Raw genomic sequence first — 20028 nt, forward strand, 5'->3', positions numbered from 1 at the left:
ATGCAAGCGCCCCTGCTGACCGTCGTGATTGCCGCCTATAACGAAGCCCAGGCGATCCCGCTGCTGCAGCCGCGCATCGCGGCCACGCTGGATGCATTGCCGGGCATCGAGGGTCGCGTGCTGTACGTCGACGACGGCAGCCAGGACGGCACCTGGGCGGTGCTGCAGGCGCTGATGGCAGTCGATCCGCGCGTGTCCGCCCTGCGCCTGTCGCGCAACTTCGGCAAGGAGGCGGCGCTGACCGCAGGCCTGGATCGTGTGCAGGCCGGCGCTGCGCTGATCCTCGATGCCGATGGACAGGATCCGCCGGAACTGATCGGCGAGTTCGTACGCCAATGGCAGGCCGGGTACGACAACGTGCACGGCACGCGGGTAGAGCGTGACGGCGAAAGCTGGATCAAACGCAGCACCGCGCATGCGTTCTACCGCGTGATCGGGCGTCTCTCCAAGACGCCGATCCCCGCCGACACCGGCGACTTCCGGTTGCTGTCGCCACGTGCATTGGCCGCGCTACGCGAACTGCGCGAACGCCATCGCTTCATGAAAGGGCTGTTCGGCTGGGTCGGCTTCAACCAGATCGCCGTGCCCTATCACCGTGAGGCACGGGTAGCGGGGCGGAGCAGCTTCGGTTTCTGGAAGCTGTGGAATTTCGCCCTGGAAGGCATCACCAGCTTTTCCACTGCGCCGCTGCGCGTGGCGACCTACGTGGGCGTGATGACGGCGGTGCTCGCCTTCGCGTTCGCGATCTGGGTGGTGCTCAAAGCGCTGCTGTGGGGCGACCCGGTCGCCGGCTGGCCGACGATGATGACGGTGATCCTGTTCCTGGGCGGCATGCAGCTGGTCGCGTTGGGATTGATCGGCGAATACCTGGGGCGCTTGTACGAGGAGTCCAAGCAGCGGCCGCTGTACCTGGTGGATACGTGGCAACCCGGGGCGGCAGGAGTATCCTTGCCTGCACCAGACCGACCCGCTCCCCACCCCGGAGATCGCCATGCGCACGGTTCGTCATTTGCTGGGGTCCAAGACCCCTGAAGTCTTCGCGGTATCTCCCGACGCCTCCGTCCTGGACGCCATCAAGCTGATGGCGGAGAAAGGCGTGGGCGCCGTGCTGGCCATGCAGGGGCCGCGACTGTGCGGCATCGTGTCCGAGCGTGACTATGCGCGAAAGGTCGTGCTGCAGGGGCGGTCGTCGTCCAACACCCCGGTGCGCGACATCATGACGGCGAAGGTCGTCACCGTCGGTCCCGACGACACCGTCGACCACTGCATGCAGGTGGTCACCACGCACCGGATCCGCCATCTGCCGGTGAGCGAGGGCGATGCCATCGTGGGGGTGATCTCGATCGGCGACCTGGTCAAGGCGGTCATCGAAGACCAGCAGGTGGAACTCGACCAGCTTCAACGCTACATCGCCGGCTGAGCGACACGGCTACTTCGCGTACTGCCCGCCACAGCCGCTGTCTTCGCCAGGGCCTACTTCGATCGTCGCCAGCAATGCAGCGGGCGGAGTGATGCTCGCCAGCACGAGCGCCGTGGCGCCGCGCAGGCCGAGGCGTTTGAAGTCCGGCCGGAACGACGGGTCTTTGAACGTGCCGCCAATGATCAATGGCGAGCGCAGCGCGAAGATGCTGCGGTCCTTGGGTCGCGGCTTCAGTTCCAGGTCCAGCGCTTCTTCCTTCAAGCTGACCTGGCCCTTGCCAACGATGATCGTGTCGGTGGTGTCGAAGGCCAGCGTGCGCGTCTGCATCACGCCATCCTTCACCGCGAAATCGCCGAACGCGCACCGCACCGCCACCGTCTTGTCTTTCGTCAGCAGGAACTTCAGCGCTTCGGCGATATCCAGGCCGGCGAGTTCCATCAGCAGGTTGCTGACCTGGCCGCGCCCCATGCCCAGGGCGATGTCGCCATTCGCGCTGCCGAGGATGCCGGCGATCGAGTTGCCGGTGCCGGTGAGCGATACGTTGCCGCCAATCCGGCCGATCGCGCTCTGGGTCAGCTGCGCGGTGGGGAACAGCTTGCCGAGGTCGAGGCCACGCACGGCGATGTCGGCCCGCGTGCGGATCACGTCGCTGCGGGCGTCCATGCGGATCGTCGAACGGATGTCGCCTTGCGCCACGCCGAAATTCAGCGGTTCCAGGCGCAGCAGTCCGGCGTCCAGCAACAGGTGCGCATCCATGTCGTCGATGGGCAGCTTCGGCGCATTGATGCGGTGCGCCTTCCAGCGAACGTCGGCATCCATCGCGCGCAGCTTGGTCAGATCGTAGGGCGTGTCCGGCAGCACGCGTGCGTCGACGGCGAGTTCGGCGGCCTCCTTGCGCTGTTCCGCATTGCTCGCCTCAGAACCGCCGGTTTGCGGTGGCGCGCCAACGAAACCGGCCAAGTCATCGAAGTCCAGACGCTTGGAGATCAGATTCGCTTTCAGCAACGGACGGTCACGGCCCACGGTGACGCTGGCCGATCCACCCAAGTCGCTGTCGCCGACGATGCCGTTGAAGGCGTCGTAGTGCCACGTGTTGCCGTCGCGGGTGAAGCGGCCGTCCAAGCGGTAGGGCGGCGAGGAGGGCGTCGCCACACCGATCAGCGGGAACAGGTCTTCCATGTTCTGGCCTGCGAGCATCAGACGCAGGTCGAAGTCGCGCAGCCGGAAGGGATCGAGCACCGTGCCACGCGCGTGTGCCCGCGTGGGACCGGCGGTCGCACGCAGATCGATGCGGTACGGCTTGTCGGTCTGGCGCAGCGCCAGCGGCGACTCGACGCGTCCTGCGACGGTAAAGGCACTGCCGGCCCAGCGGCCTTTGCCCTTTACGTCCACCGACGGCGACGCGGCACCGTCGCCGGCGACGCTGTCCATCTGGATGTCGAGATCGGTACGCCGCTTGGGATCGACGAATACCAGTCGTCCGCCTTCGATCCACAGGCCGTCGTAGCGGAGACGGCTCTCGCCGCTGTTGTCGCCGAAAACCCAGTTGCCGGTGCCGTCGGGGCCGAACTCGAGGCGCAGCCGTGGCCGCGTCAGGCGGATGGACGTCAGGTGCGTTTGGCGGCGGAAGATCAGCGGCCACACCGCCACGCTCAACTCCGCGCGATCCGCCACGGCCATGGCCGGTGTCTTCGACCACGTCGCATTGCCGAAGCTCAGCGCATCGGCGCGGATCGTGGTCACGCGGCCGAGGTCGACATCGAGATTGCCGCCGATGTCGAATGCGCGCCCCGTCTTCCACGTCACGACGCGCTCGATCGGGCCGCGCAACCAATTCCATTCGAAAAGCAGGGCGCCGACCACGATGAGCGCAGCGAACATACCGAGCACCACGGCACGCGACCGCGAGAGCGGGCGCAGGGCGAAACGGCGGCGGGGGCGGAGCGCGTCGTTCATGGCCCCATGGTTGAAGCCCGTGCGTTCACGCGCCGCGAAATCGGCCGTCATCGGTTCATGTGCGGGACATGAACCTCGCGACGGCTTCACATGCGCGTCAGAGCACCTGCTTGGTCACGGCGACGAAGTGGCAGACGCTGCCGCCGATCACGAACAGATGCCAGATCGCATGCGAGTAGCGGATCGATTCGCGGTGATAGAAGAATGTGCCCAGCGTGTAGAACAGGCCGCCGGCGAACAGCCAACCGAGTGTCCAGCCATCGATCGATTGCAGCATCGGCTTGATCGCGACGACCACCAGCCACCCCATCGCGATGTAGATGATGGTGGACAGCAATTTGAAGCGGCCGGTGTAGAACAGCTTGAAGACCACGCCGGCGATGGCCAGCGTCCAGATCGCTGCGAACAAGCCCCAGCCCCAAGGCCCGCGCAGGCCGATCAGCGTGAAGGGCGTGTAGGTGCCGGCGATCAGCAGATAGATGGCGCAGTGGTCGAAGACCTTCAGGCGCCCCTTTGCCACCGGGTGCTGGATGGCGTGGTACAGCGTGGAGGCCGTGTAGAGCAGCAGCAGGGTGATGCCGAAGACGATCGAGGCACCCAGCTGCCAGCCGTCGCCGTAAATCGCGGCGAGGGTGATCAGGACGGCGCCACCGGCGAGCGCGGCGACCGCGCCCAGCCCGTGCGTGAGGGCGCTGGCGATTTCGTCGCGAAGGTCGACGAGGTGGTCGGCCCGCTTACGTGCGCGCAGGGACTGGAGGGAAGAGGAGCGGCTCATGCGGTCACGTTACCGCAATGCAGCACGAGGTGCATGACCGGCGCGTTCGCGGGTCAGCGGACAGAGGGCTTCCGGTAATGCCGGAGCCCTCTTCCGTGCGGGGCGTGGCGGATCAGATCGCCGCGGCCCCGCTCATCGCCGCCATGTCCGGACGGAACACGACGCAGACCACCAGGCCCACCAGGAACAGGATCAGCGGCACCTTGTTTTCGGCGAAGTTCTTGATGCCGTAATAGATGGTGTAGAAGCCGCAGATGAAGCACAGGATCGCCGCGACCGCGCCGTCCTTCTTGGCGGCATTGACGGTCATCCAGATGGCGCCCGCCAGCAGCAACAAAGCCCCTAGAAAATACATCCCTGATCTCCCCGAATATGGCCGCCGGATGGCGGCCCGGGAAGCGTAGCGGATCGGCGTGACGGGAGGAATCCTGGGGCGCGCGGCCGTTGCAAGCGTAACCAATGAAACGCCGGGTGCGGCGGCGGCTCAGCCCAGATCGACGCTGTGCGCGTGTTCTCGCGTGGCGAGGAACTGCACGTCCGGCGCGCGCTCCTGGGCCAGCTGCAGGTTGACCCGCGTCGGTGCCAGGTAGACCAGCTGGCCGGCCGCGTCCAGGGCGAGGTTCATCGCGTTCTTGTCGCGGAACTCTTCCAGCTTCTTCGCGTTGTCACAGCGGATCCAGCGCGCCGTGGCCACGCTGACGTTCTCGAACGAGGCGTCTACGCCGTACTCGTCCTTCAGCCGGTAGGCCACCACGTCGAACTGCAGCACACCGACCGCGCCCAGGATCAGGTCGTTGCTCATCAGCGGGCGGAAGAACTGGGTGGCGCCTTCCTCGCTCAGCTGCGCGAGGCCCTTCTGCAGCTGTTTGAGCTTCAGCGGATCGCGCAGGCGCGCACGGCGGAACAGCTCCGGCGCGAAGTTCGGGATGCCCGTGAACGACAGCGCCTCGCCCTCGGTGAACGTATCGCCGATGGAGATCGTGCCGTGGTTGTGAATGCCGATCACGTCGCCGGGATAGGCCTCGGCGGCGATTTCGCGATCGCTGGCCATGAAGGTCAGCGCGTTGGCCAGCTTCATGTCCTTGCCGCTGCGCACGTGGAAGGTCTTCATGCCCGCCTCGAAGCGGCCCGAGCACACGCGCATGAACGCCACGCGGTCGCGATGCTGCGGGTCCATGTTGGCCTGGATCTTGAAGACGAAACCGGTGAGCTTGTTCTCGTCGGGCTGCACTTCGCGGCCGGTGGTTTCGCGCGCCTGCGGCGACGGTGCGTGCTCGACGAAGAAATCCAGCAGCGGCTGCACGCCGAAGTTGTTGACGCCCGAGCCGAAGAACACCGGCGTTTGCTTGCCGTCGAGATAGGCCTGCTTATCGAAAGGATGGCTGGCGCCCTGGACCAGTTCCAGCTCATCGCGCAGTTGCGCCAGCATTTCCTCACCGATCTTCTCCGCCAGACCAGGCGCATCCAGCGACGGGAAAATCGTCGAATCCTGACGGGTGAAGTTGCGGCCCGGTTCGTACAGGTGCACTTCGCCGGTGATCAAGTGCACCACGCCCTTCAGGCGCTGGCCCATGCCGATCGGCCAGGTGACGGGCGCGCACTGGATGCCCAGCACGCTTTCGACTTCGTCCAGCAGATCGATCGGGTCCTTGCCCTCGCGGTCGAGCTTGTTGATGAAGGTCATGATGGGCGTGTCGCGCAGGCGGCAGACTTCCATCAGCTTGATCGTGCGCTCTTCCACGCCCTTGGCCACGTCGATAACCATCAGCGCGCTGTCGACCGCGGTCAGCACGCGGTAGGTGTCCTCGCCGAAGTCGGCGTGGCCCGGCGTGTCGAGCAGGTTCACGATCTTGCCTTCGTACGGGAACTGCATGACCGACGAGGTGACCGAGATGCCACGCTCCTTTTCGAGCGCCATCCAGTCGGAGGTCGCGTGGCGCGCGGCCTTGCGACCCTTCACCGAGCCGGCCATCTGGATCGCGCCGCCGAACAGCAGCAGCTTCTCCGTCAGCGTGGTCTTGCCGGCGTCGGGGTGGGAAATGATGGCGAAGGTGCGGCGACGGGTGGCTTCGTTGGCCACGGCGCTGTTCGGATCGGACATGGGGCGGGCGCCCGGACGGGCACTGGAAAGGCGGGAAGGGCGCGATTATACCGGGGTGCCGGCGCGGACGCCGGTCAGCGCGCCGACGGGAACTGCAGCTGACCCAACGGCCCGAACATCCGGAACGGCACCGATTCCAGCCGCATGCCGCGGTTGGCCTGCACCACGAAATGCAGGTGCGGCGCGGTCGAGAAGCCGGTGTTGCCGGACAGCCCGATGTACTGACCTTTACGGACGTACTGGCCGACGCGCACCTGCACGCCCTCGGCCTTCAGGTGCGCGTACAGCGCCATGCTGCCGTCGCTGTGCAGGATGCGGATGAAGTTCGCGCGGCCGCCGTACTTCTCGCGGTTCAGGCCGGCCTTGTCGAAGTCGGACTCGACCTGCATCACCAGCCCCTCGCGCGCGGCGACGATCCGGGTGCCTTCCGGCACCGCGAAATCCACCGCATGCAGGTTCTGCGCATCGCTGTGGCTGAAGCGGCCGCCGGGGCCCTGGTCCACGCGCACGCGCCCGTAGTCGAACGGCAGGCGGTAGTCGTAGTCCTGCGGCCGGCTGCCGGGATCGCCGGGCATGCCGTCCAGGGTCAGTTCGAAATCCCCGCCGCGCAGCGGATCGGTCACGCTGATGTTGGCGACCAGCACGCTGCTGCGCGCCGGCACCACCGCGCGGGCGGGCAGGGCAGGGGCACTGCGCACGTCGCGTTGGCGGCGGAAACCCAACTGCACTTCCACCGGCCCGTGCATCAGGTTGTCGGCCCAAGCTTCGTAACGAAGACCCTGTTTCTCCAGGCGCAGCCGCACCAGCGCGCTGGGTGGATTGCGGAAGCGCACCACGTCCAGTGCGTTGCCGGCCAGTTGGTCCGGCGGCGGCGGTTGGTCGCCGTACTGGGTGTAACCCTGTTTGTCCTTCCAGCGGTAGAGGCGCGCAGCTGACAGGTCGCCGACGGTGGCGAGCAGCAGGGCCGCGCCGCACAGCGCCGCCATGGCCCACCGGATGTTCACCGCAGGCAGTCTTCGCGGAGCTTCAGCGCGTGGCCGATGTCGCGCAGGTCGAACGCGGCCAGCGACACGTCGTTGTGCAGCGCGAACAGCGCGCCTGCCGGAAAGCGCTTGGTCGGCATGGCGTAGACGGTCTCGCCGTCGGTGTTAGAGGTCACGCGACCCGAGAAGACGCCGGCAGGGGCGAGGGTGGCGCGATCGAACACGCGGAATCGGGTTGGCGTCAGCTGGTCCACGGCGACCCAGTAACCTTCCTCGACACTGCACGCCCAGAGCGCGACGCCTTCGGCATCGGCGTCGAAGGTGGGCAGGCTGTGGCCGCGGTAGCGGCCGGCCAGCGAGTAGTCGCGCAACGTGGAGCCGACGCGACGGTCTTCCTCGGCGATCATCAGGCGATCGTGCACGGCATCGCCGGCGATGGACTCCACCATGCGCAGTGCGCCGGCCGGACCGGTATCGCCGAACTGCTCCACTAGCGAAGCTTCCAGCTTGCCGCCTTCTTCCACGCGTACCCGGAAGCGCTTCACGCGGCCGTCCAGCGCCTCCATCGGCGGCAGCGTCATGGTGCGGAAATCGGCCATGAAGCTGTCCGTGACCAGGAGCTCCAACTCGCCCGGCGCGGTTTCGTGCACCCACAGGCCGTAGGGCGCGCGCAGGGCGTCGGCGCCGAAGGCACCCAGCGGCGCGAACTCGGGCAGGCGGAAGGCCTGGATGCGGTGGTTGTCCCTCTCGGCCACGAACAGCAGGTCGCCGAACACGGCAATGCCGTTGGGGCGGTTGAACTGGCCAACCGCTGAACCCGGGCCGCCGACCGTGCGCAGGCGCTGGCCGGTGTCGGCGTCGTACAGGGCCAGATGGTGGGTGGCCTTGGCGGTGGCGATCAGCCAGACGCTGCCGTCTTCGGTGGGCCAGGCGACCAGGGAGTCCAGTTCGTCACCGGGTACCGGCTCGGACACCCAGGCTTCCGGGACGATGGCGTCCGCCGCGGTCTTCGGGGCGGGCGCCGGGGGCGTGGAGGTGTGCAGGGGGGCGGTGGAGCAGGCGGCCAGCAGCACCGCGCAGAGACCGCCGATAAGGCATTTCCGGATCATGGCGCGAATTATGCGTGATCCCGCGGACGCGGGGCAGCGTGACCGGGTTCAAAGTCCATCGCTTCATCCGAATAAAGCGATTGACATCCGTCCCGGCGCCCGGCAAAGTACCCTCACCATCGAGACCGGCAGAGGGACAGGCCCGAAGAAGCCGGGGCAGCCAGCGACGCGCAAGCGCCGTGGTGGTGCCAAATCCTGCGGGGACCTCAGCGTCTGCCGGAAGATGGTTCGTACCGTGCCCTCAGCACGGCGAACGCGAGCTCCGCGAAGCTCGGTGGTGTAGTCCCGTCCCGCGAGGGATGCCCACCGGAAGCCGCCATGAGTTACGCCAGTCCCGCGCTCAACCGCCTTGCCGAACCGTCGTCGATCGACAGTGCGGCGATTCCCTCGTTACAGGACGACGCACCGCGTGCCGTGCGGGGCGAGGTCGTGGTCGAACTGTCGATGCGCCACGCCGGCAACCGGGCGGTCACGCTGCGCTACGAGTTGCAGGGCGCGGTCGGCGCGCCGGTGGTGTTCGTCGCCGGCGGCATCTCCGCGCATCGCCACCTGGCGGCGAGCGACGTGTTCGCCGAAGCCGGTTGGCTTAACGCGCTGGTCGGCGAAGGCCGCGCGCTGGATCCGGCGCACAGGCAGCTGCTCGCGTTCGATTTTGTCGGCGCCGACGGCCGCCTCGACGCCCCGATCGATACGGCCGACCAGGCCGACGCCATCGCCAAGCTGCTGTCGGCGTTGGGCATCGCGCGTCTGCAGGCTTTCGTTGGCTATTCCTACGGCGCGCTGGTGGGCCTGCAGTTCGCGGTGCGCCACCCCGATCGCGTGGAGAAGCTGATCGCGGTCAGCGGCGCGCACCGCGCCCATCCCTATGCCGCCGCGTGGCGCGCGCTGCAACGTCGCGCGGTGACGCTCGGCCAGCTGCAGTGTGCGGACGCGCAGGGCCTGTCGCTGGCACGCCAGTTCGCGATGCTGAGCTACCGCACGCCGGAGGAATTCGGCGAGCGCTTCGACGCGGCGCCCGAGATCGTCAATGGCCGCGTGCGCGTGGCTGCCGAGGATTACCTGGATGCGGCCGGCGCGCAGTACGTCGCACGTACGCCGGTGAACGCTTACGTGCGCCTGTCCGAATCCATCGATCTGCACCGCGTCGACCCCGCCGAGGTGCGCGTACCCACGCTGGTGGTTGCCGTCGAAGGCGACCGCCTAGTGCCGCTGTCCGATTCCGTGGCGCTGGTGGAAGGCCTCGGCACGCTGGGCCAGTTGCGCGTGCTGCGCTCGCCCTACGGCCACGACGCCTTCCTGAAAGAAACCGACCGCATCGATTCCATCCTGACCTCGGCCCTGCGCGCCGCCGGAGATTCCGCATGAGCAGCTACACCCCCACCGATACCGACGCGCCCTGTCGTCCCGCCACTGCCGCCGTGCGCGCCGGTATCGACCGCGACACCGCCTATGGCGCGGTGACGCCGCCGATCGTGCTGTCGTCCAACTTCAGCTTCGCCGGCTTCGCGCAGAAGCGCGAGTACGACTACACCCGCAGCGGCAACCCGACCCGCGACCTGCTGGCCGAAGCGCTGGCCGAACTGGAAGGCGGCGCCGGCGCCGTCGTCACCGCGACCGGCATGGGCGCGATCACGCTGGTGTTGAATGCGCTGCTGGAACCGGGCGACCGCCTGGTGGTGCCGCACGACGCGTACGGCGGCAGCTGGCGCCTGTTCAACGCGCTGGCGAAGAAGGGCCACTTCGAGCTGATCACCGCCGACCTGACCGATCCGCGTTCGCTGGCCGATGCGCTGGCGCAGTCGCCGAAGCTGGTGCTGATCGAAACCCCGTCCAACCCGCTGCTGCGGATTACCGACCTGCGCTTCGTCATCGAGGCTGCGCACAAGGCCGGCGCACGCACGGTGGTGGACAACACTTTCCTGTCGCCGGCGTTGCAGACGCCGATCGCCTTCGGCGCCGACCTCGTGCTGCATTCCACCACCAAGTACATCAACGGCCATAGCGATGTGGTCGGCGGCGCGGTGATCGCGCGCGATGCGGAGACCCACCAGCAGTTGGTGTGGTGGGCGAATGCGCTGGGCCTGACCGGCTCGCCGTTCGACAGTTTCCTGACGCTGCGTGGCCTGCGCACGCTGGACGCCCGCCTGCGCGCGCACCAGGAAAACGCCGACGCCATCGCCGCGTTGCTGGAGACGCATCCTGCGGTGTCGAAGGTCTACTTCCCGGGCTTGGCCACCCATCCCGGCCATGCGGTGGCGGCGCGCCAGCAGAAGGGCTTCGGCGCGATGCTGAGCCTGGAGCTCGAAGGTGGCGAAGAAGCCGTGCGCGCCTTCGTCGAGGGCCTGCGCTACTTCACCCTGGCCGAATCACTGGGTGGCGTGGAAAGCCTGGTGGCGCATCCGGCCACGATGACGCACGCGGCGATGACGCCGGAAGCGCGCGCCAAGGCCGGCATCTCCGACGGCCTGCTGCGCCTGTCGGTCGGTATCGAAGCCGCGGACGACCTGCTGGCTGATATCGCCGCGGCGCTTGCGCGCGCCGAGGCGGTCGTGGCCGACTCCAAACGCAAGCTCGCCGACGCATGAGTACGGTCGTCCCGCTGCGCACCGCCGCACGCCGTGCACCGCGACTCGCGTTGCTCGGTACGGGCGTCGTAGGCAGCGCGCTGGTGGCCCGCTACCAGCGCTTGCAGGCGCGAGACGTAGCGCTGCCGACGCTGGCCTGGCTGGCGAACTCCCGCGCCCTGCACGACTGCGCGGGCGCGCCGCAACGCGCGCTGGAGGCAGCCAATCGCGCCGACGTTCGCGATGATGATCTGCCGCCCTGGGCGGAAGCCGAAGCGCTGCACGCGGGCGACATCGTCATCGATGCGACCGCCAGCGACGCCGTCGCGGGCTGGCACGCCGAGTGGCTGTCGCGTGGCGTGCATGTCGTGACGGCGAACAAACTGGGCTCGGGCAGTGCACTGTCACGCGCGCAGTCCATCGAACACGCAGGGGCGACATCGGGCGCACGGTATGGCGAAGCCGCCACGGTCGGCGCGGGCCTGCCGTTGCTGCGCAGCCTGCGCGCGCTCGTGGCCGGCGGCGACCGCATCCACCGCGTCGAAGGCGTGCTGTCCGGGTCGCTGGCCTGGTTGTTCAACCACTACGACGGCATGCGTCCGTTTTCCGGCTTCGTCCGCCAGGCGCGTCAGGCGGGCTATACCGAACCGGATCCGCGTATCGACCTGTCCGGCGAGGACGTGCGCCGCAAGTTGCTGATCCTCGCGCGCGCCGCGGGCCTTCCGTTGGAGCAGGCCGATGTGCGGGTGGAATCGCTGGTGCCCGCCGAACTCGCGGCGCTGCCCCTGGACAGCGTCGATGGCGCGCTTGGTCAGTTGGATGCGCCGTTGGCGGCGCGTTTCAAGGATGCCTATCGCAACGGCGGCCGGCTGCGCTTCGTCGGCCGTTTCGACACGGAACGCGCAAGCGTCGGCCTGCAGGTGCTGCCGACCGATCACGCGTTGTGTGGCGGCAGCGGCACCGACAACCGGGTGGCGATTTACAGCGACCGCTACGACGAACAGCCGCTGGTCGTCCAGGGGCCGGGCGCAGGCGCCGATGTCACCGCCGCTGCGTTGCTCGATGACGTGCTGGCGATCGCGACGGCGCGCTGATCGTTTGCACATCACTTCAGTGCGGACAACGAGGCGGCATTGGAGCGTGCCGGCGCTTTGTGGTGCACGGATGACGCCGGCTAAGGAACGGCCACCTGCCGTCAATCGGACGGCGATGGCGCCGCTGCTGTGGGATGGTGCGGGCCACGCAGCGTGAGGTGGCCGTCTCGCACGAGCTCGCCGGGGTCGCGGCGCACGTGGTCGGCATCGGGCAATGGCGAGGGCGACGGCGAGGCTTCGTAAAGCGCCCAGCCATTTCGCCCGTGCGCCTTCACCTCGTACAGTGCACGATCCGCCAGCGAGACGAGTTGTTCCCACCCCAACAGATCGGGTGCTTCGGGAAAGGGCGGATAACCGATCACGCCAAGCGACGCCGTCACCTGGAGACGCTTGCCGGCGACATCCACCGGTTCGCTGGCGATGGCGGTGCAGATGCGTCGGCCAAGCGCGTGCAGGTCGTGCCGCGGCATCGGCCGGAACACCATCAGGAATTCCTCGCCCCCCCAACGGATCACGTAGTCGCCGTCGCGCGAGAGCGTGCGCAGGCGATGCGCGACGGTCTGCAGTACGTGATCGCCGGCCTGATGGCCGTGGCCGTCGTTGATCGACTTGAAATGGTCGATGTCGAGCAGTACGAACGCGAGCACGTCCGCGCCCGTGGCGAATTTTGGCATGCGTTGGTAGTACGCGATGTCGGCCGGCAGCTGGCGGGTCAGGTAGCGGCGGTTGTGCAGGCCGGTCAGCGGATCGGTGAGGCTGATCGCTTCGAGTTGGCGGTTGGCCTGCTGCAGGTCCAGCGTGCGCTGCTGCACGAGGCGCTCCAACGCGATGTTGCGGTTCTGGTGTCGACGCAGGACCCAACGGTTGGACAGCAGGACCAACACGCCGAGCGCCATCGCCAACAGCACGTAGAACCAGGGGCTCTCATAGAAATAGGGCGCGATGGTGAACGCCTGGATCGCTGCCGCACGCCCGGACACGCCACTGTTATTGGTGCCGATGACCTCGAACACGTACCGCCCGGCAGGCAGATTGGTGTAGGTCGCGCTGCGCTGGTGCGGATCGTCCAGCAGCTTCCATGCTTCGTCGTAGCCCTTCAACCGGTAGCGGATGTCGATGTGGTCCGAGGCCTGGAAGCTCAGCGTGGTGAACTCGAACCGCAGGTCGCGCGCGGCGTTGGGCAGCGACCACATCGCCGCCGCATCGGCGGGTCGCCACTGGCCCTGGACCTGCACGCGCTCGATCACCGATTCCGGCACGTAATCGTTGTCCAGCGGCTGGTCCGTCGCCATCACCACCACGCCGTCGCGGGTGGGCAACCACACCGCGTTGTCGGTCATGAAGCCGCGGCTGTTGCCGGCACCGTTGCAGCAGTCGCCCTTCTGGCCGCCATGGCGGTCGCCGCGCTCGTTGAGCAGCGTGCGCGCCGTGACGCGCTTGGCGGGGTCCTGCGTGGCCGCGAGGATGTCGGCCACCTGCACCCGGTAGATGCCACGCAGCCCACCGACCCAGAGGAAACCGTTGCCGTCCTCGGCGAAGAAGAACGGCGCGTTCGCGGGAATGCCGCGCGTCTTGTCGAGCCGCGTCCAACGCTGGCCATCGAACACCAGCATCACTTCCTCGGACAGCGCGCCGGCGAGCCACTGGCCGCCCGCCAGTTCGTGCAACGCGACGATGTGGGGCGCATCGATGCCAGTCCCGGTGAGCGGAACCGGTACCAGGCGCTCGTCGATGAATTCGTACAACCCGCTCTGCGTGCCCACGAGCATTCGACCGTCACGCGTTTCCAGCAAGACGCGGACGCGCGCGTCGCGCAAGCCGGCTTTCGTGGCGTAATGGCGCAGGCGGTCACCGCCATCCCAACGATAAAGCCCCGTGCTGGTGGCGAACCACAGTCGTCCCTGGCGGTCGCGCACGATGCCATTCACCTGCGCGGCATCCAGGGCGTCGAGCACGCGCGGTCGCTGCACCCGGCCGTCGCGGTACAGCGCAACGCCGTCGCGCGTGCCGATCCAGGTCTGACCGTCTTCCGGCAACAGGCTGTAGGCGGCGGGATGCGGCAACGCGGGCCCCGGGACGAGCAGGCGGTAGCGGCCGTCCTCGAGCACGCTCACGCCATCGTCGCTGCCTACCCAGATGCGGCCATCGGGGCCTTGCGCCGTCGACCACAGCAGCGGTTGCAACAAGCCCTCGGCGCGGCTGTAGCGGCGCGTCCAGCCATTCCATGCTCGACTCACGCCCTCGTTGTTGCTGCCCAGCCAGAGGTTGGATTCGCGGTCTTCGTAGAACGCGCGGATCTCCGCCAGCGGCCCGTCGCCGCGGATCCGCTCCAGCAGCCGGCCCCGGCGCAGGCGGTAGACAATGTCACGCGTGCTCGCCCACAGGATGCCGTCGCGATCTTCGTGCAGCGCCTGGATGCCGCCGCTGGCGGCCGCCACGTCGCCATGGCGATGCCACTGGCGGCCCATCAGGACGAACAGGCCTGCATCGGTACCCGCCCACAGGCGGCCATCGTGGCGTGCCAGCGAGGTGATCGTGTTGAGCGATGCGGCGTCGGGCAGGGGCAGCGTGCGTTCGCCTTCGCCGTCGAACAGGTGGACACGACCGCGGCCACCCACCCAGAGCGCGCCGTCCTCATCGACATGCAGGGCCAGCGCGCCGCCATCGGCGATGGGGTGCAGCATCTTCAGGCGACCGTCGGCGACCACCATCACGCCGCGGCTGGTCGCCACCAGCAGCCGTCCGGCGGCATCGGCCGACAAGGCGAGCACGTCCACCACGCCGGCCGCTTCGCCCGGTGCCAAGGGAACGGCGCGGATGCGGTTCCCTTCCCTTACCGCCAATCCCTGCGGCGTACCGATCCACAGGCGGCCGTCGCGGTCGGTACGCAGCGCCTGGATCCAGGTACTGGGCAGTTCGGGCGTGTTGTCCAGGTCGAAGTTGGTGAAGCGCACGCCGTCGAAACGGCTCAGGCCCGCCTGGGTGCCGAACCAGAGGTAGCCGGGCTTGTCCTGGGCGATCGCCAGCACGCTGAGCTGGGGCAGGCCCTGTTCCAGGCTCCAGTGGTTGCGGACGTAGTGATGGAACGACTTGGAGGGGTCCAACGCGTGCGCGGACGGGCAAAGCAGCGCCATCCCGCCCAGCAAGGGCAGGCACCACGCCGCCAGTCGACGCCGCCAGGAAGGCCGGCCGCGGCGGGTCTTGTCCGTGTGATCGGACAGGGCGCGTCTCCGGTAAGTCTGTTTACCTCTACCGTATCGGCCCGCAACGGTGTGTCTAAAGGGCGCGAAAGCCCTGCCTCGCAAGGCTGTCGGCCCGGTGGCGGGTCGGTGTCGTGGTCGGCGCGGCGTCACCGGGCGACGATCAGGCCCCGCTTACACTGGCAGCGACGCCCCCACGCCCATGGACATGAAACTGGATGCACGAAGGATCAGGACCCTGCGCGAGCAGCGCGCTTGGTCCCAGGAACACCTGGCGACGGTCGCCGGCTTGAGTACCCGCACCTTGCAGCGGATCGAATCGGGCGCAGGCGCGTCCCACGACACCTGCCTGGCGCTGGCCTCGGCCCTGGACGTTGCGGTGAGCGATCTGACCGCCGATGGAGGCGTCATGTCGGTAACGTCCAGTGAAGCAATGACGGGTCCGCCCGCCGCCAGGCTCCCCGCCTGGCTGGTGATGGCGATGCTGTTGGTCCTGCTGGTGGTCTGGTTCGGTTACACCATCGGCAAGGACATGGCCCTGCGCGACAACCGTGCCGATGCCGCCTGTGCGCGGGACGCCCGCGCTTGCGGCGCCGTCAGCACTCGATGACGTTGACCGCCAGCCCGCCGCGGCTGGTTTCCTTGTACTTGTCCTGCATGTCGCGGCCGGTGTCGCGCATGGTCTTGATGACCTTGTCCAGGCTCACCTTGTGCTTGCCGTCGCCGCGCATCGCCATGCGACTGGCGTTGATCGCCTTCACCGCGCCCATCGCGTTGCGCTCGATGCACGGGATCTGCACCAGGCCGCCGATCGGGTCGCAGGTCAGGCCCAGGTTGTGTTCCATGCCGATCTCCGCCGCGTTCTCGACCTGGCTCGGGCTGCCGCCCAATGCGGCGACCAATCCGCCGGCCGCCATGGAACAGGCCACGCCCACCTCGCCCTGGCAGCCGACTTCGGCGCCACTGATGCTGGCGTTCTCCTTGTAGAGGATGCCGATGGCCGCCGCAGTGAGCAGGAAGTCGAACACGCGCTGCTCGCTGTTGCCCGGGCAGAAACGATCGTAGTAGTGCAGCACCGCCGGGATGATGCCGGCCGCGCCGTTGGTAGGCGCGGTGACCACGCGGCCGCCGGCGGCGTTCTCCTCGTTCACGGCCAGCGCATACAGGTTCACCCAGTCCAGCACGGTCAGCGGATCGCGCATCGCGGCTTCCGGCTTGCTGGACAGCTCGCGATGCAGCGTCGGTGCGCGACGCGACACGTGCAAGCCGCCGGGCAGCGTGCCTTCCTCGCGGATGCCGCGCGCCATGCACGATTGCATCGCGTTCCAGATCGCGCGTAGGCCGTCGCGGATCTCGTCCTCGCTGCGCCAGGCCTTCTCGTTCTCGAACATCAACGCCGCGATGCTCAAGCCGCTGCGCTGGCATTGCGCCAGCAACTCGTCGCCGCTCTTGAACGGGTACGGCAGCGGCGTCTCGTCGGCGACGATGCGGTCCACCGCCGCGTCGTCCTGGTTGACGACGAAACCGCCACCGACGGAATAGTAATCGCGCGTGGCGATCACCTCGTCGTTGGCGTCGTACGCGGTGAAGCGCATGCCATTGGTGTGGTACGGCAGCTTCTGCCGTTTGTTCATCAACAGGTCGCGCTTCTCATCGAAGGCGACCTCGTGCGTGCCGCCCAACCGGATGCGCTTGCCGGTGCGGATGCGCTCCAGCGCCGGCGGGATGATGTCGGGATCGATCTCGTTGGGATAGTGGCCTTCCAGGCCCATCAGCACCGCCTTGTCGGTGCCGTGCCCACGCCCGGTCAGCGCGAGCGAACCGAACACTTCCGCACGGATCCGCCCCACGTCCTGCAGGCGCCCGGCATCGACCAGCCAGCGCGCGACGAAGCGCGCCGCGGCGCGCATCGGCCCGACGGTATGCGAGGAACTGGGGCCGATGCCGATCTTGAACAGGTCGAACGTACTGACTGCCATGCTGCGAGCCGCTGCGGAAAGGCGGCTATTCTAAGCAGGTACGCACCCGTCGCCTTTCACTCCGTAGCTGCAATGCCCCTGATCCTCTACCAGCGCGACGACTGCCACCTCTGCGACCTTGCCCTCGACGTGCTGGCGAACGCGCGGATTCCCGAGTTCGAAAGCGTTTTCATCGATGAGGACGACGCGCTGGAAGCGCGCTACGGCATCCGCGTGCCCGTGTTGCATCGCAGCGACAGCGGTGCGGAGCTGGATTGGCCGTTCGGCGTCGAGGCCGTGGCCGCGTTCCTGCAACCCTGAAGCTGTCCGTCCGCGAAACGGTGGCTGCACGCGACATCCCGGCGTGAGCGTGGCGGGCTAGGCTGGCGTCGTCTGTGTACGGGGGTTCACCGATGGGTCGGATGCGATGGGGGTTGCTGGTGCTTGCCGTGATCGCAATCGGTGCGCCGATCGCGCGCGGCCAAACCCCGGGCGAAGACGACGCGGCCCTGCGCCGCATGCACGACGCCTTCGTCGAGGCCTTCATCGACAGCCAGGGATTCGGCAAGCGGCGGGTCACGCCGATGATGGCGCGCATGCGCCACTACCAGTTCGAAGGCGTAGGCGAGAAAGGGCGCTGCGTGTTCGACGTCGAACTGGTCGGCGTCGCCCGGCACGATCCTCCCGTCGTCCATCGCGCGGGGTTCATGGGCTTCCAGCACCGCGACGATGATGCCGCCATGCCCGCGTTACCCACGTCGACCCGCACACTGCAGGCGTGGGAGCGCGAGGCCTTGGCCAGGCTGGTCAGTGGCGCCGACATCGTGGTGCAAGCAGGACCAAGCGGCGAGCGCGCGATGGGACCCATCCGCGCCCGCCTGGATTGCCTGGCGTGCCATCGCGACCACCGCGAGGGCGATGTGTTGGGTGCCCTCAGCTACGGGCTGGGCCGCGTCACCGTGGCGCCGGATGCGACCGACCGGCGGGACTGCCGGCCCCAGGGTATCAACGCGGCTTCAACACGACCTTCGTACTGATCGCGACCTCGTTCGGGATCGTCGAGGTGTCCGCCCAGTCGCCGCCACCGACGCCGAAGTCGAGCCGCTTCACCGTCGCCTTTCCGGTCAGCACCGGCTGCGCGCCGGGCGTCCAGGTGAACGTCAGCGTCACCGGCTTGCTCGCGCCGCGCAGCGTGAGCGTGCCGTCGGCCGCGTACTGGTTGCCGCCCAGCGCGCGGAACTTGGTCGCCGTGTAGCGCGCCTGCGCGAACTTGCCCACGTTGAAGAAATCGCTCGACACCAGCGTGTCGTCGCGGTCCTTGTTGCCGGTCTGCGTGCCCGCCAACTGGATGGCGACGTCCAGCTTGCTGGTGGCCAGCTGCTTGGGGTCGAAGCTCATCGTGGTGGCGAAGCTGCCGAACTTGCCGGTGAAGGTCTCGCCCTGGTAGTTGCTGGCGAACACCAGCGTCGAGCCAGGGGCTTGCACGTAATCGGCGGCCGCCGCGTGGCCTGCGGTGGCGAGCAGCAGGAAGGCGAGCGCAAGGCGCGCGCGATCAGGGGTTTTCATCGGGGGAATCCTGCGGAGTGGGGGAAGAGGGAGCGGGCGCCGCGACGGGTGCCGGCGCAAGGGCCTTGCGGCGTCCCGGCAGCATGCGGGTGAGCGTGGTGTCGCCCTGGAACAGGTGGTGGTACAGCGCCGCACCGGCGTGCGCGACCACCAGCACCACCAGCACCCAGAACAGCAGCTCGTGCGCGCCTTCGGCGGCTTCGTGCACGCCGTCGTTGCGGCCGGTGATCGCCGGCAGGTTGAACAGCTTGAACCACTGCAGGGGATAGCCGGCCGACGAATTGAGCACCCAGCCGGACAACGGGATCGCGAAGAGCAGGGCATACAGCAACACGTGCGTCACCGAGGCGATGCGCTGCTGCCACGTGGGCGTGCCGGCGACGGGCGCCGGGGCGCCGGCGTACACGCGCCAGAGCACGCGCAGCACGACCAGCGCCAGGATTGTCAGGCCGATCGACTTGTGCAGCGCATAGATATTGATCTTGCGTGGACCGTTGGGCAGGTCGCCCATGGTCAGGCCGATATACGCCATCACCAGGATCAGCACGACGATGACCCAGTGGAATAGCTGGCTTACCGCACCCCAACGGTCGTCGGTGTTCTTCAAGGTCATGGCGTCGGCTCCGGCGGTGGGGGTGGGGAAGGCGGGGTGTCGGTGGCCGGCGCATCATCGTCGGCCTTGCCGTCGTAGGTGGCCTCGGCTTCGATGCGCAGCTCCACCTCGTCGCCGATCACCGACTTCCACGCGGTGATGCCGAAGTCGGCGCGGCTCAGCGTGGTGGTGGCGGAAAAGCCCACCGTGCGGCGGAACGGCGGCATCGGATGGCGCTTGGCGGCGTTGAGCACCACATCCAGGACGACCTCGCGCGTGACGCCGCGCAGGGTCAGGTCGCCGTGCACGCGGGCATGCGTCGCATCGACCGGTTCGACGCGGGTGGAGACGAAGCGGGCTTCGGGATGACCCTCGGCATCGAGCAGGGATTTCGCCAGCGTGGCCTTGTTCCAGTCGGCGTCGCCGAGGTCCGCGCGGGCGATCGGCACGCGCACGTCGACCTTCGCGCGGGTCCAGTCGTCCGGATCGAACACCAGCGTGCCGGTGCTGCCGGACACGGTGCCGAGGGCCTTGGAGAACCCCGCGTGCGAGAGGGCGAACATCACGCGCGTGTGAACCGGGTCCAGCCGGTACTCGGCCAACGCATCGCGCGCGCGCGCTGCGGCGGGCAACAAGGCCAGCAGGAAGAGCGAGCTCAACAGCAGGCGGCGGGCGGACGATCCGGGCATGGGGCGGATTCTAGGGGCCGG

17 protein-coding genes, 2 pseudogenes and 1 riboswitch are annotated in these 20028 nt (G+C 68.0%); of the genes and pseudogenes, 8 read left to right on the top strand and 11 right to left on the bottom strand.

From position 1 onward, the window contains the following. Together BM365_RS14450 and BM365_RS14455 are read left to right on the top strand one after the other, a co-directional pair. The gene (locus tag BM365_RS14450) at positions 1–1032 is read left to right on the top strand and encodes a glycosyltransferase family 2 protein (protein WP_093490216.1); all 1032 of its coding nucleotides are present in this window, start codon (positions 1–3) and stop codon (positions 1030–1032) included. Next, complete coding sequence (locus BM365_RS14455) at positions 992–1420, top strand: CBS domain-containing protein (RefSeq protein ID WP_093490217.1); 429 nt, start codon at positions 992–994, stop codon at positions 1418–1420. Before BM365_RS14450 ends, BM365_RS14455 begins: the two co-directional genes overlap by 41 nt. Before the next feature lie 9 nt (positions 1421–1429). On the opposite strand, the gene BM365_RS14460 is transcribed toward BM365_RS14455, so the two are convergent. The 6 genes from BM365_RS14460 to BM365_RS14485 form a co-directional block, all read right to left on the bottom strand. After that, the gene (locus BM365_RS14460; protein ID WP_233210877.1) at positions 1430–3301 is read right to left on the bottom strand and encodes an AsmA family protein; all 1872 of its coding nucleotides are present in this window, start codon (positions 3299–3301) and stop codon (positions 1430–1432) included. Positions 3302–3473: 172 nt separating this feature from the next. Then, complete coding sequence (locus BM365_RS14465; RefSeq protein WP_093490218.1) at positions 3474–4151, bottom strand: PAQR family membrane homeostasis protein TrhA; 678 nt, start codon at positions 4149–4151, stop codon at positions 3474–3476. Positions 4152–4263: 112 nt separating this feature from the next. After that, positions 4264–4506 carry a hypothetical protein gene (locus BM365_RS14470; protein ID WP_139227441.1) on the bottom strand — a complete coding sequence of 81 codons (243 nt, stop codon included), beginning with the start codon at positions 4504–4506 and terminating at the stop codon, positions 4264–4266. A 129-nt stretch (positions 4507–4635) separates the two neighbouring features. Next, on the bottom strand, positions 4636–6252 hold the full coding sequence (locus BM365_RS14475) for a peptide chain release factor 3 (protein ID WP_093490220.1): 1617 nt from the start codon (positions 6250–6252) through the stop codon (positions 4636–4638). A gap of 74 nt (positions 6253–6326) precedes the next feature. Beyond that, positions 6327–7256: a peptidoglycan DD-metalloendopeptidase family protein gene (locus BM365_RS14480; protein WP_139227442.1), complete on the bottom strand. Its 930-nt coding sequence runs from the start codon at positions 7254–7256 to the stop codon at positions 6327–6329. Next, positions 7253–8344 carry an NHL repeat-containing protein gene (locus tag BM365_RS14485; RefSeq protein WP_093490222.1) on the bottom strand — a complete coding sequence of 364 codons (1092 nt, stop codon included), beginning with the start codon at positions 8342–8344 and terminating at the stop codon, positions 7253–7255. Before BM365_RS14485 ends, BM365_RS14480 begins: the two co-directional genes overlap by 4 nt. A gap of 113 nt (positions 8345–8457) precedes the next feature. Beyond that, a riboswitch (SAM riboswitch) is annotated at positions 8458–8574 on the top strand. Positions 8575–8755: 181 nt separating this feature from the next. On the opposite strand from BM365_RS14485, the pseudogene BM365_RS14490 reads away from it, so the two are divergent. The 3 genes and pseudogenes from BM365_RS14490 to BM365_RS14500 all read left to right on the top strand — a co-directional run. Beyond that, positions 8756–9709 (top strand): annotated as a pseudogene (locus tag BM365_RS14490) (homoserine O-succinyltransferase); the annotation flags it as partial. Next, the gene (locus BM365_RS14495; RefSeq protein ID WP_093490224.1) at positions 9706–10929 is read left to right on the top strand and encodes an O-succinylhomoserine (thiol)-lyase; all 1224 of its coding nucleotides are present in this window, start codon (positions 9706–9708) and stop codon (positions 10927–10929) included. The pseudogene BM365_RS14490 and the gene BM365_RS14495, both read left to right, overlap by 4 nt. After that, entirely contained in the window at positions 10926–12002 is a 1077-nt protein-coding gene (locus BM365_RS14500) for a homoserine dehydrogenase family protein (protein ID WP_093490225.1), read from the top strand. Before BM365_RS14495 ends, BM365_RS14500 begins: the two co-directional genes overlap by 4 nt. A gap of 101 nt (positions 12003–12103) precedes the next feature. On the opposite strand, the gene BM365_RS14505 is transcribed toward BM365_RS14500, so the two are convergent. Next, complete coding sequence (locus BM365_RS14505) at positions 12104–15136, bottom strand: ligand-binding sensor domain-containing diguanylate cyclase (RefSeq protein ID WP_093490226.1); 3033 nt, start codon at positions 15134–15136, stop codon at positions 12104–12106. A 268-nt stretch (positions 15137–15404) separates the two neighbouring features. Between BM365_RS14505 and BM365_RS18080 the strand changes: the two genes are divergently transcribed. Further along, positions 15405–15812, top strand: coding sequence for a helix-turn-helix transcriptional regulator (locus tag BM365_RS18080; protein WP_199186242.1), 408 nt, complete (start codon positions 15405–15407; stop codon positions 15810–15812). On the opposite strand, the gene BM365_RS14515 is transcribed toward BM365_RS18080, so the two are convergent. Further along, complete coding sequence (locus tag BM365_RS14515) at positions 15799–17181, bottom strand: L-serine ammonia-lyase (protein ID WP_093490227.1); 1383 nt, start codon at positions 17179–17181, stop codon at positions 15799–15801. The two genes, BM365_RS18080 and BM365_RS14515, sit on opposite strands and share 14 nt — an antisense overlap. 72 nt (positions 17182–17253) lie before the next feature. Here BM365_RS14515 and BM365_RS14520 point away from each other — a divergent pair, with 72 nt between their 5' ends. Together BM365_RS14520 and BM365_RS14525 are read left to right on the top strand one after the other, a co-directional pair. Next, positions 17254–17481 carry a glutaredoxin family protein gene (locus BM365_RS14520; protein WP_093490228.1) on the top strand — a complete coding sequence of 76 codons (228 nt, stop codon included), beginning with the start codon at positions 17254–17256 and terminating at the stop codon, positions 17479–17481. Between the two features lie 101 nt (positions 17482–17582). Beyond that, positions 17583–18197, top strand: coding sequence for a DUF3365 domain-containing protein (locus tag BM365_RS14525; protein WP_139227443.1), 615 nt, complete (start codon positions 17583–17585; stop codon positions 18195–18197). On the opposite strand, the gene BM365_RS14530 is transcribed toward BM365_RS14525, so the two are convergent. From BM365_RS14530 to BM365_RS14540, 3 genes and pseudogenes are all read right to left on the bottom strand, one after another. Continuing rightward, positions 18166–18726, bottom strand: a complete 561-nt coding sequence (locus BM365_RS14530) for a YceI family protein (protein WP_093490230.1) — start codon at positions 18724–18726, stop codon at positions 18166–18168. The genes BM365_RS14525 and BM365_RS14530 overlap by 32 nt on opposite strands. Positions 18727–18772: 46 nt before the next feature. Next, a pseudogene (locus BM365_RS14535) lies at positions 18773–19339 on the bottom strand (cytochrome b); the annotation flags it as partial. Further along, positions 19336–20007 (bottom strand): YceI family protein, encoded by a 672-nt coding sequence (locus BM365_RS14540; RefSeq protein WP_093490232.1) that lies wholly within the window; start codon positions 20005–20007, stop codon positions 19336–19338. The pseudogene BM365_RS14535 and the gene BM365_RS14540, both read right to left, overlap by 4 nt. Positions 20008–20028 lie beyond the last annotated feature (21 nt).

This window comes from Pseudoxanthomonas sp. YR558 (assembly GCF_900116385.1).
In the GTDB taxonomy this organism is placed as follows: domain Bacteria; phylum Pseudomonadota; class Gammaproteobacteria; order Xanthomonadales; family Xanthomonadaceae; genus Pseudoxanthomonas_A.

What these genes read in the sequence shown, in the direction of transcription:
- BM365_RS14515 (WP_093490227.1), bottom strand. Translation starts at nt 17,181, where the DNA reads ATGGCAGTCAGTACGTTCGACCTGTTCAAGATCGGCATCGGCCCCAGT.
- BM365_RS14530 (WP_093490230.1), bottom strand. Translation starts at nt 18,726, where the DNA reads ATGAAAACCCCTGATCGCGCGCGCCTTGCGCTCGCCTTCCTGCTGCTC.
- BM365_RS14505 (WP_093490226.1), bottom strand. Translation starts at nt 15,136, where the DNA reads ATGGCGCTGCTTTGCCCGTCCGCGCACGCGTTGGACCCCTCCAAGTCG.
- BM365_RS14540 (WP_093490232.1), bottom strand. Translation starts at nt 20,007, where the DNA reads ATGCCCGGATCGTCCGCCCGCCGCCTGCTGTTGAGCTCGCTCTTCCTG.
- BM365_RS14465 (WP_093490218.1), bottom strand. Translation starts at nt 4,151, where the DNA reads ATGAGCCGCTCCTCTTCCCTCCAGTCCCTGCGCGCACGTAAGCGGGCC.
- BM365_RS14500 (WP_093490225.1), top strand. Translation starts at nt 10,926, where the DNA reads ATGAGTACGGTCGTCCCGCTGCGCACCGCCGCACGCCGTGCACCGCGA.
- BM365_RS14470 (WP_139227441.1), bottom strand. Translation starts at nt 4,506, where the DNA reads ATGTATTTTCTAGGGGCTTTGTTGCTGCTGGCGGGCGCCATCTGGATG.
- BM365_RS14460 (WP_233210877.1), bottom strand. Translation starts at nt 3,301, where the DNA reads ATGTTCGCTGCGCTCATCGTGGTCGGCGCCCTGCTTTTCGAATGGAAT.
- BM365_RS14525 (WP_139227443.1), top strand. Translation starts at nt 17,583, where the DNA reads ATGCGATGGGGGTTGCTGGTGCTTGCCGTGATCGCAATCGGTGCGCCG.
- BM365_RS14495 (WP_093490224.1), top strand. Translation starts at nt 9,706, where the DNA reads ATGAGCAGCTACACCCCCACCGATACCGACGCGCCCTGTCGTCCCGCC.
- BM365_RS14485 (WP_093490222.1), bottom strand. Translation starts at nt 8,344, where the DNA reads ATGATCCGGAAATGCCTTATCGGCGGTCTCTGCGCGGTGCTGCTGGCC.
- BM365_RS14450 (WP_093490216.1), top strand. Translation starts at nt 1, where the DNA reads ATGCAAGCGCCCCTGCTGACCGTCGTGATTGCCGCCTATAACGAAGCC.
- BM365_RS18080 (WP_199186242.1), top strand. Translation starts at nt 15,405, where the DNA reads ATGGACATGAAACTGGATGCACGAAGGATCAGGACCCTGCGCGAGCAG.
- BM365_RS14455 (WP_093490217.1), top strand. Translation starts at nt 992, where the DNA reads ATGCGCACGGTTCGTCATTTGCTGGGGTCCAAGACCCCTGAAGTCTTC.
- BM365_RS14520 (WP_093490228.1), top strand. Translation starts at nt 17,254, where the DNA reads ATGCCCCTGATCCTCTACCAGCGCGACGACTGCCACCTCTGCGACCTT.
- BM365_RS14475 (WP_093490220.1), bottom strand. Translation starts at nt 6,252, where the DNA reads ATGTCCGATCCGAACAGCGCCGTGGCCAACGAAGCCACCCGTCGCCGC.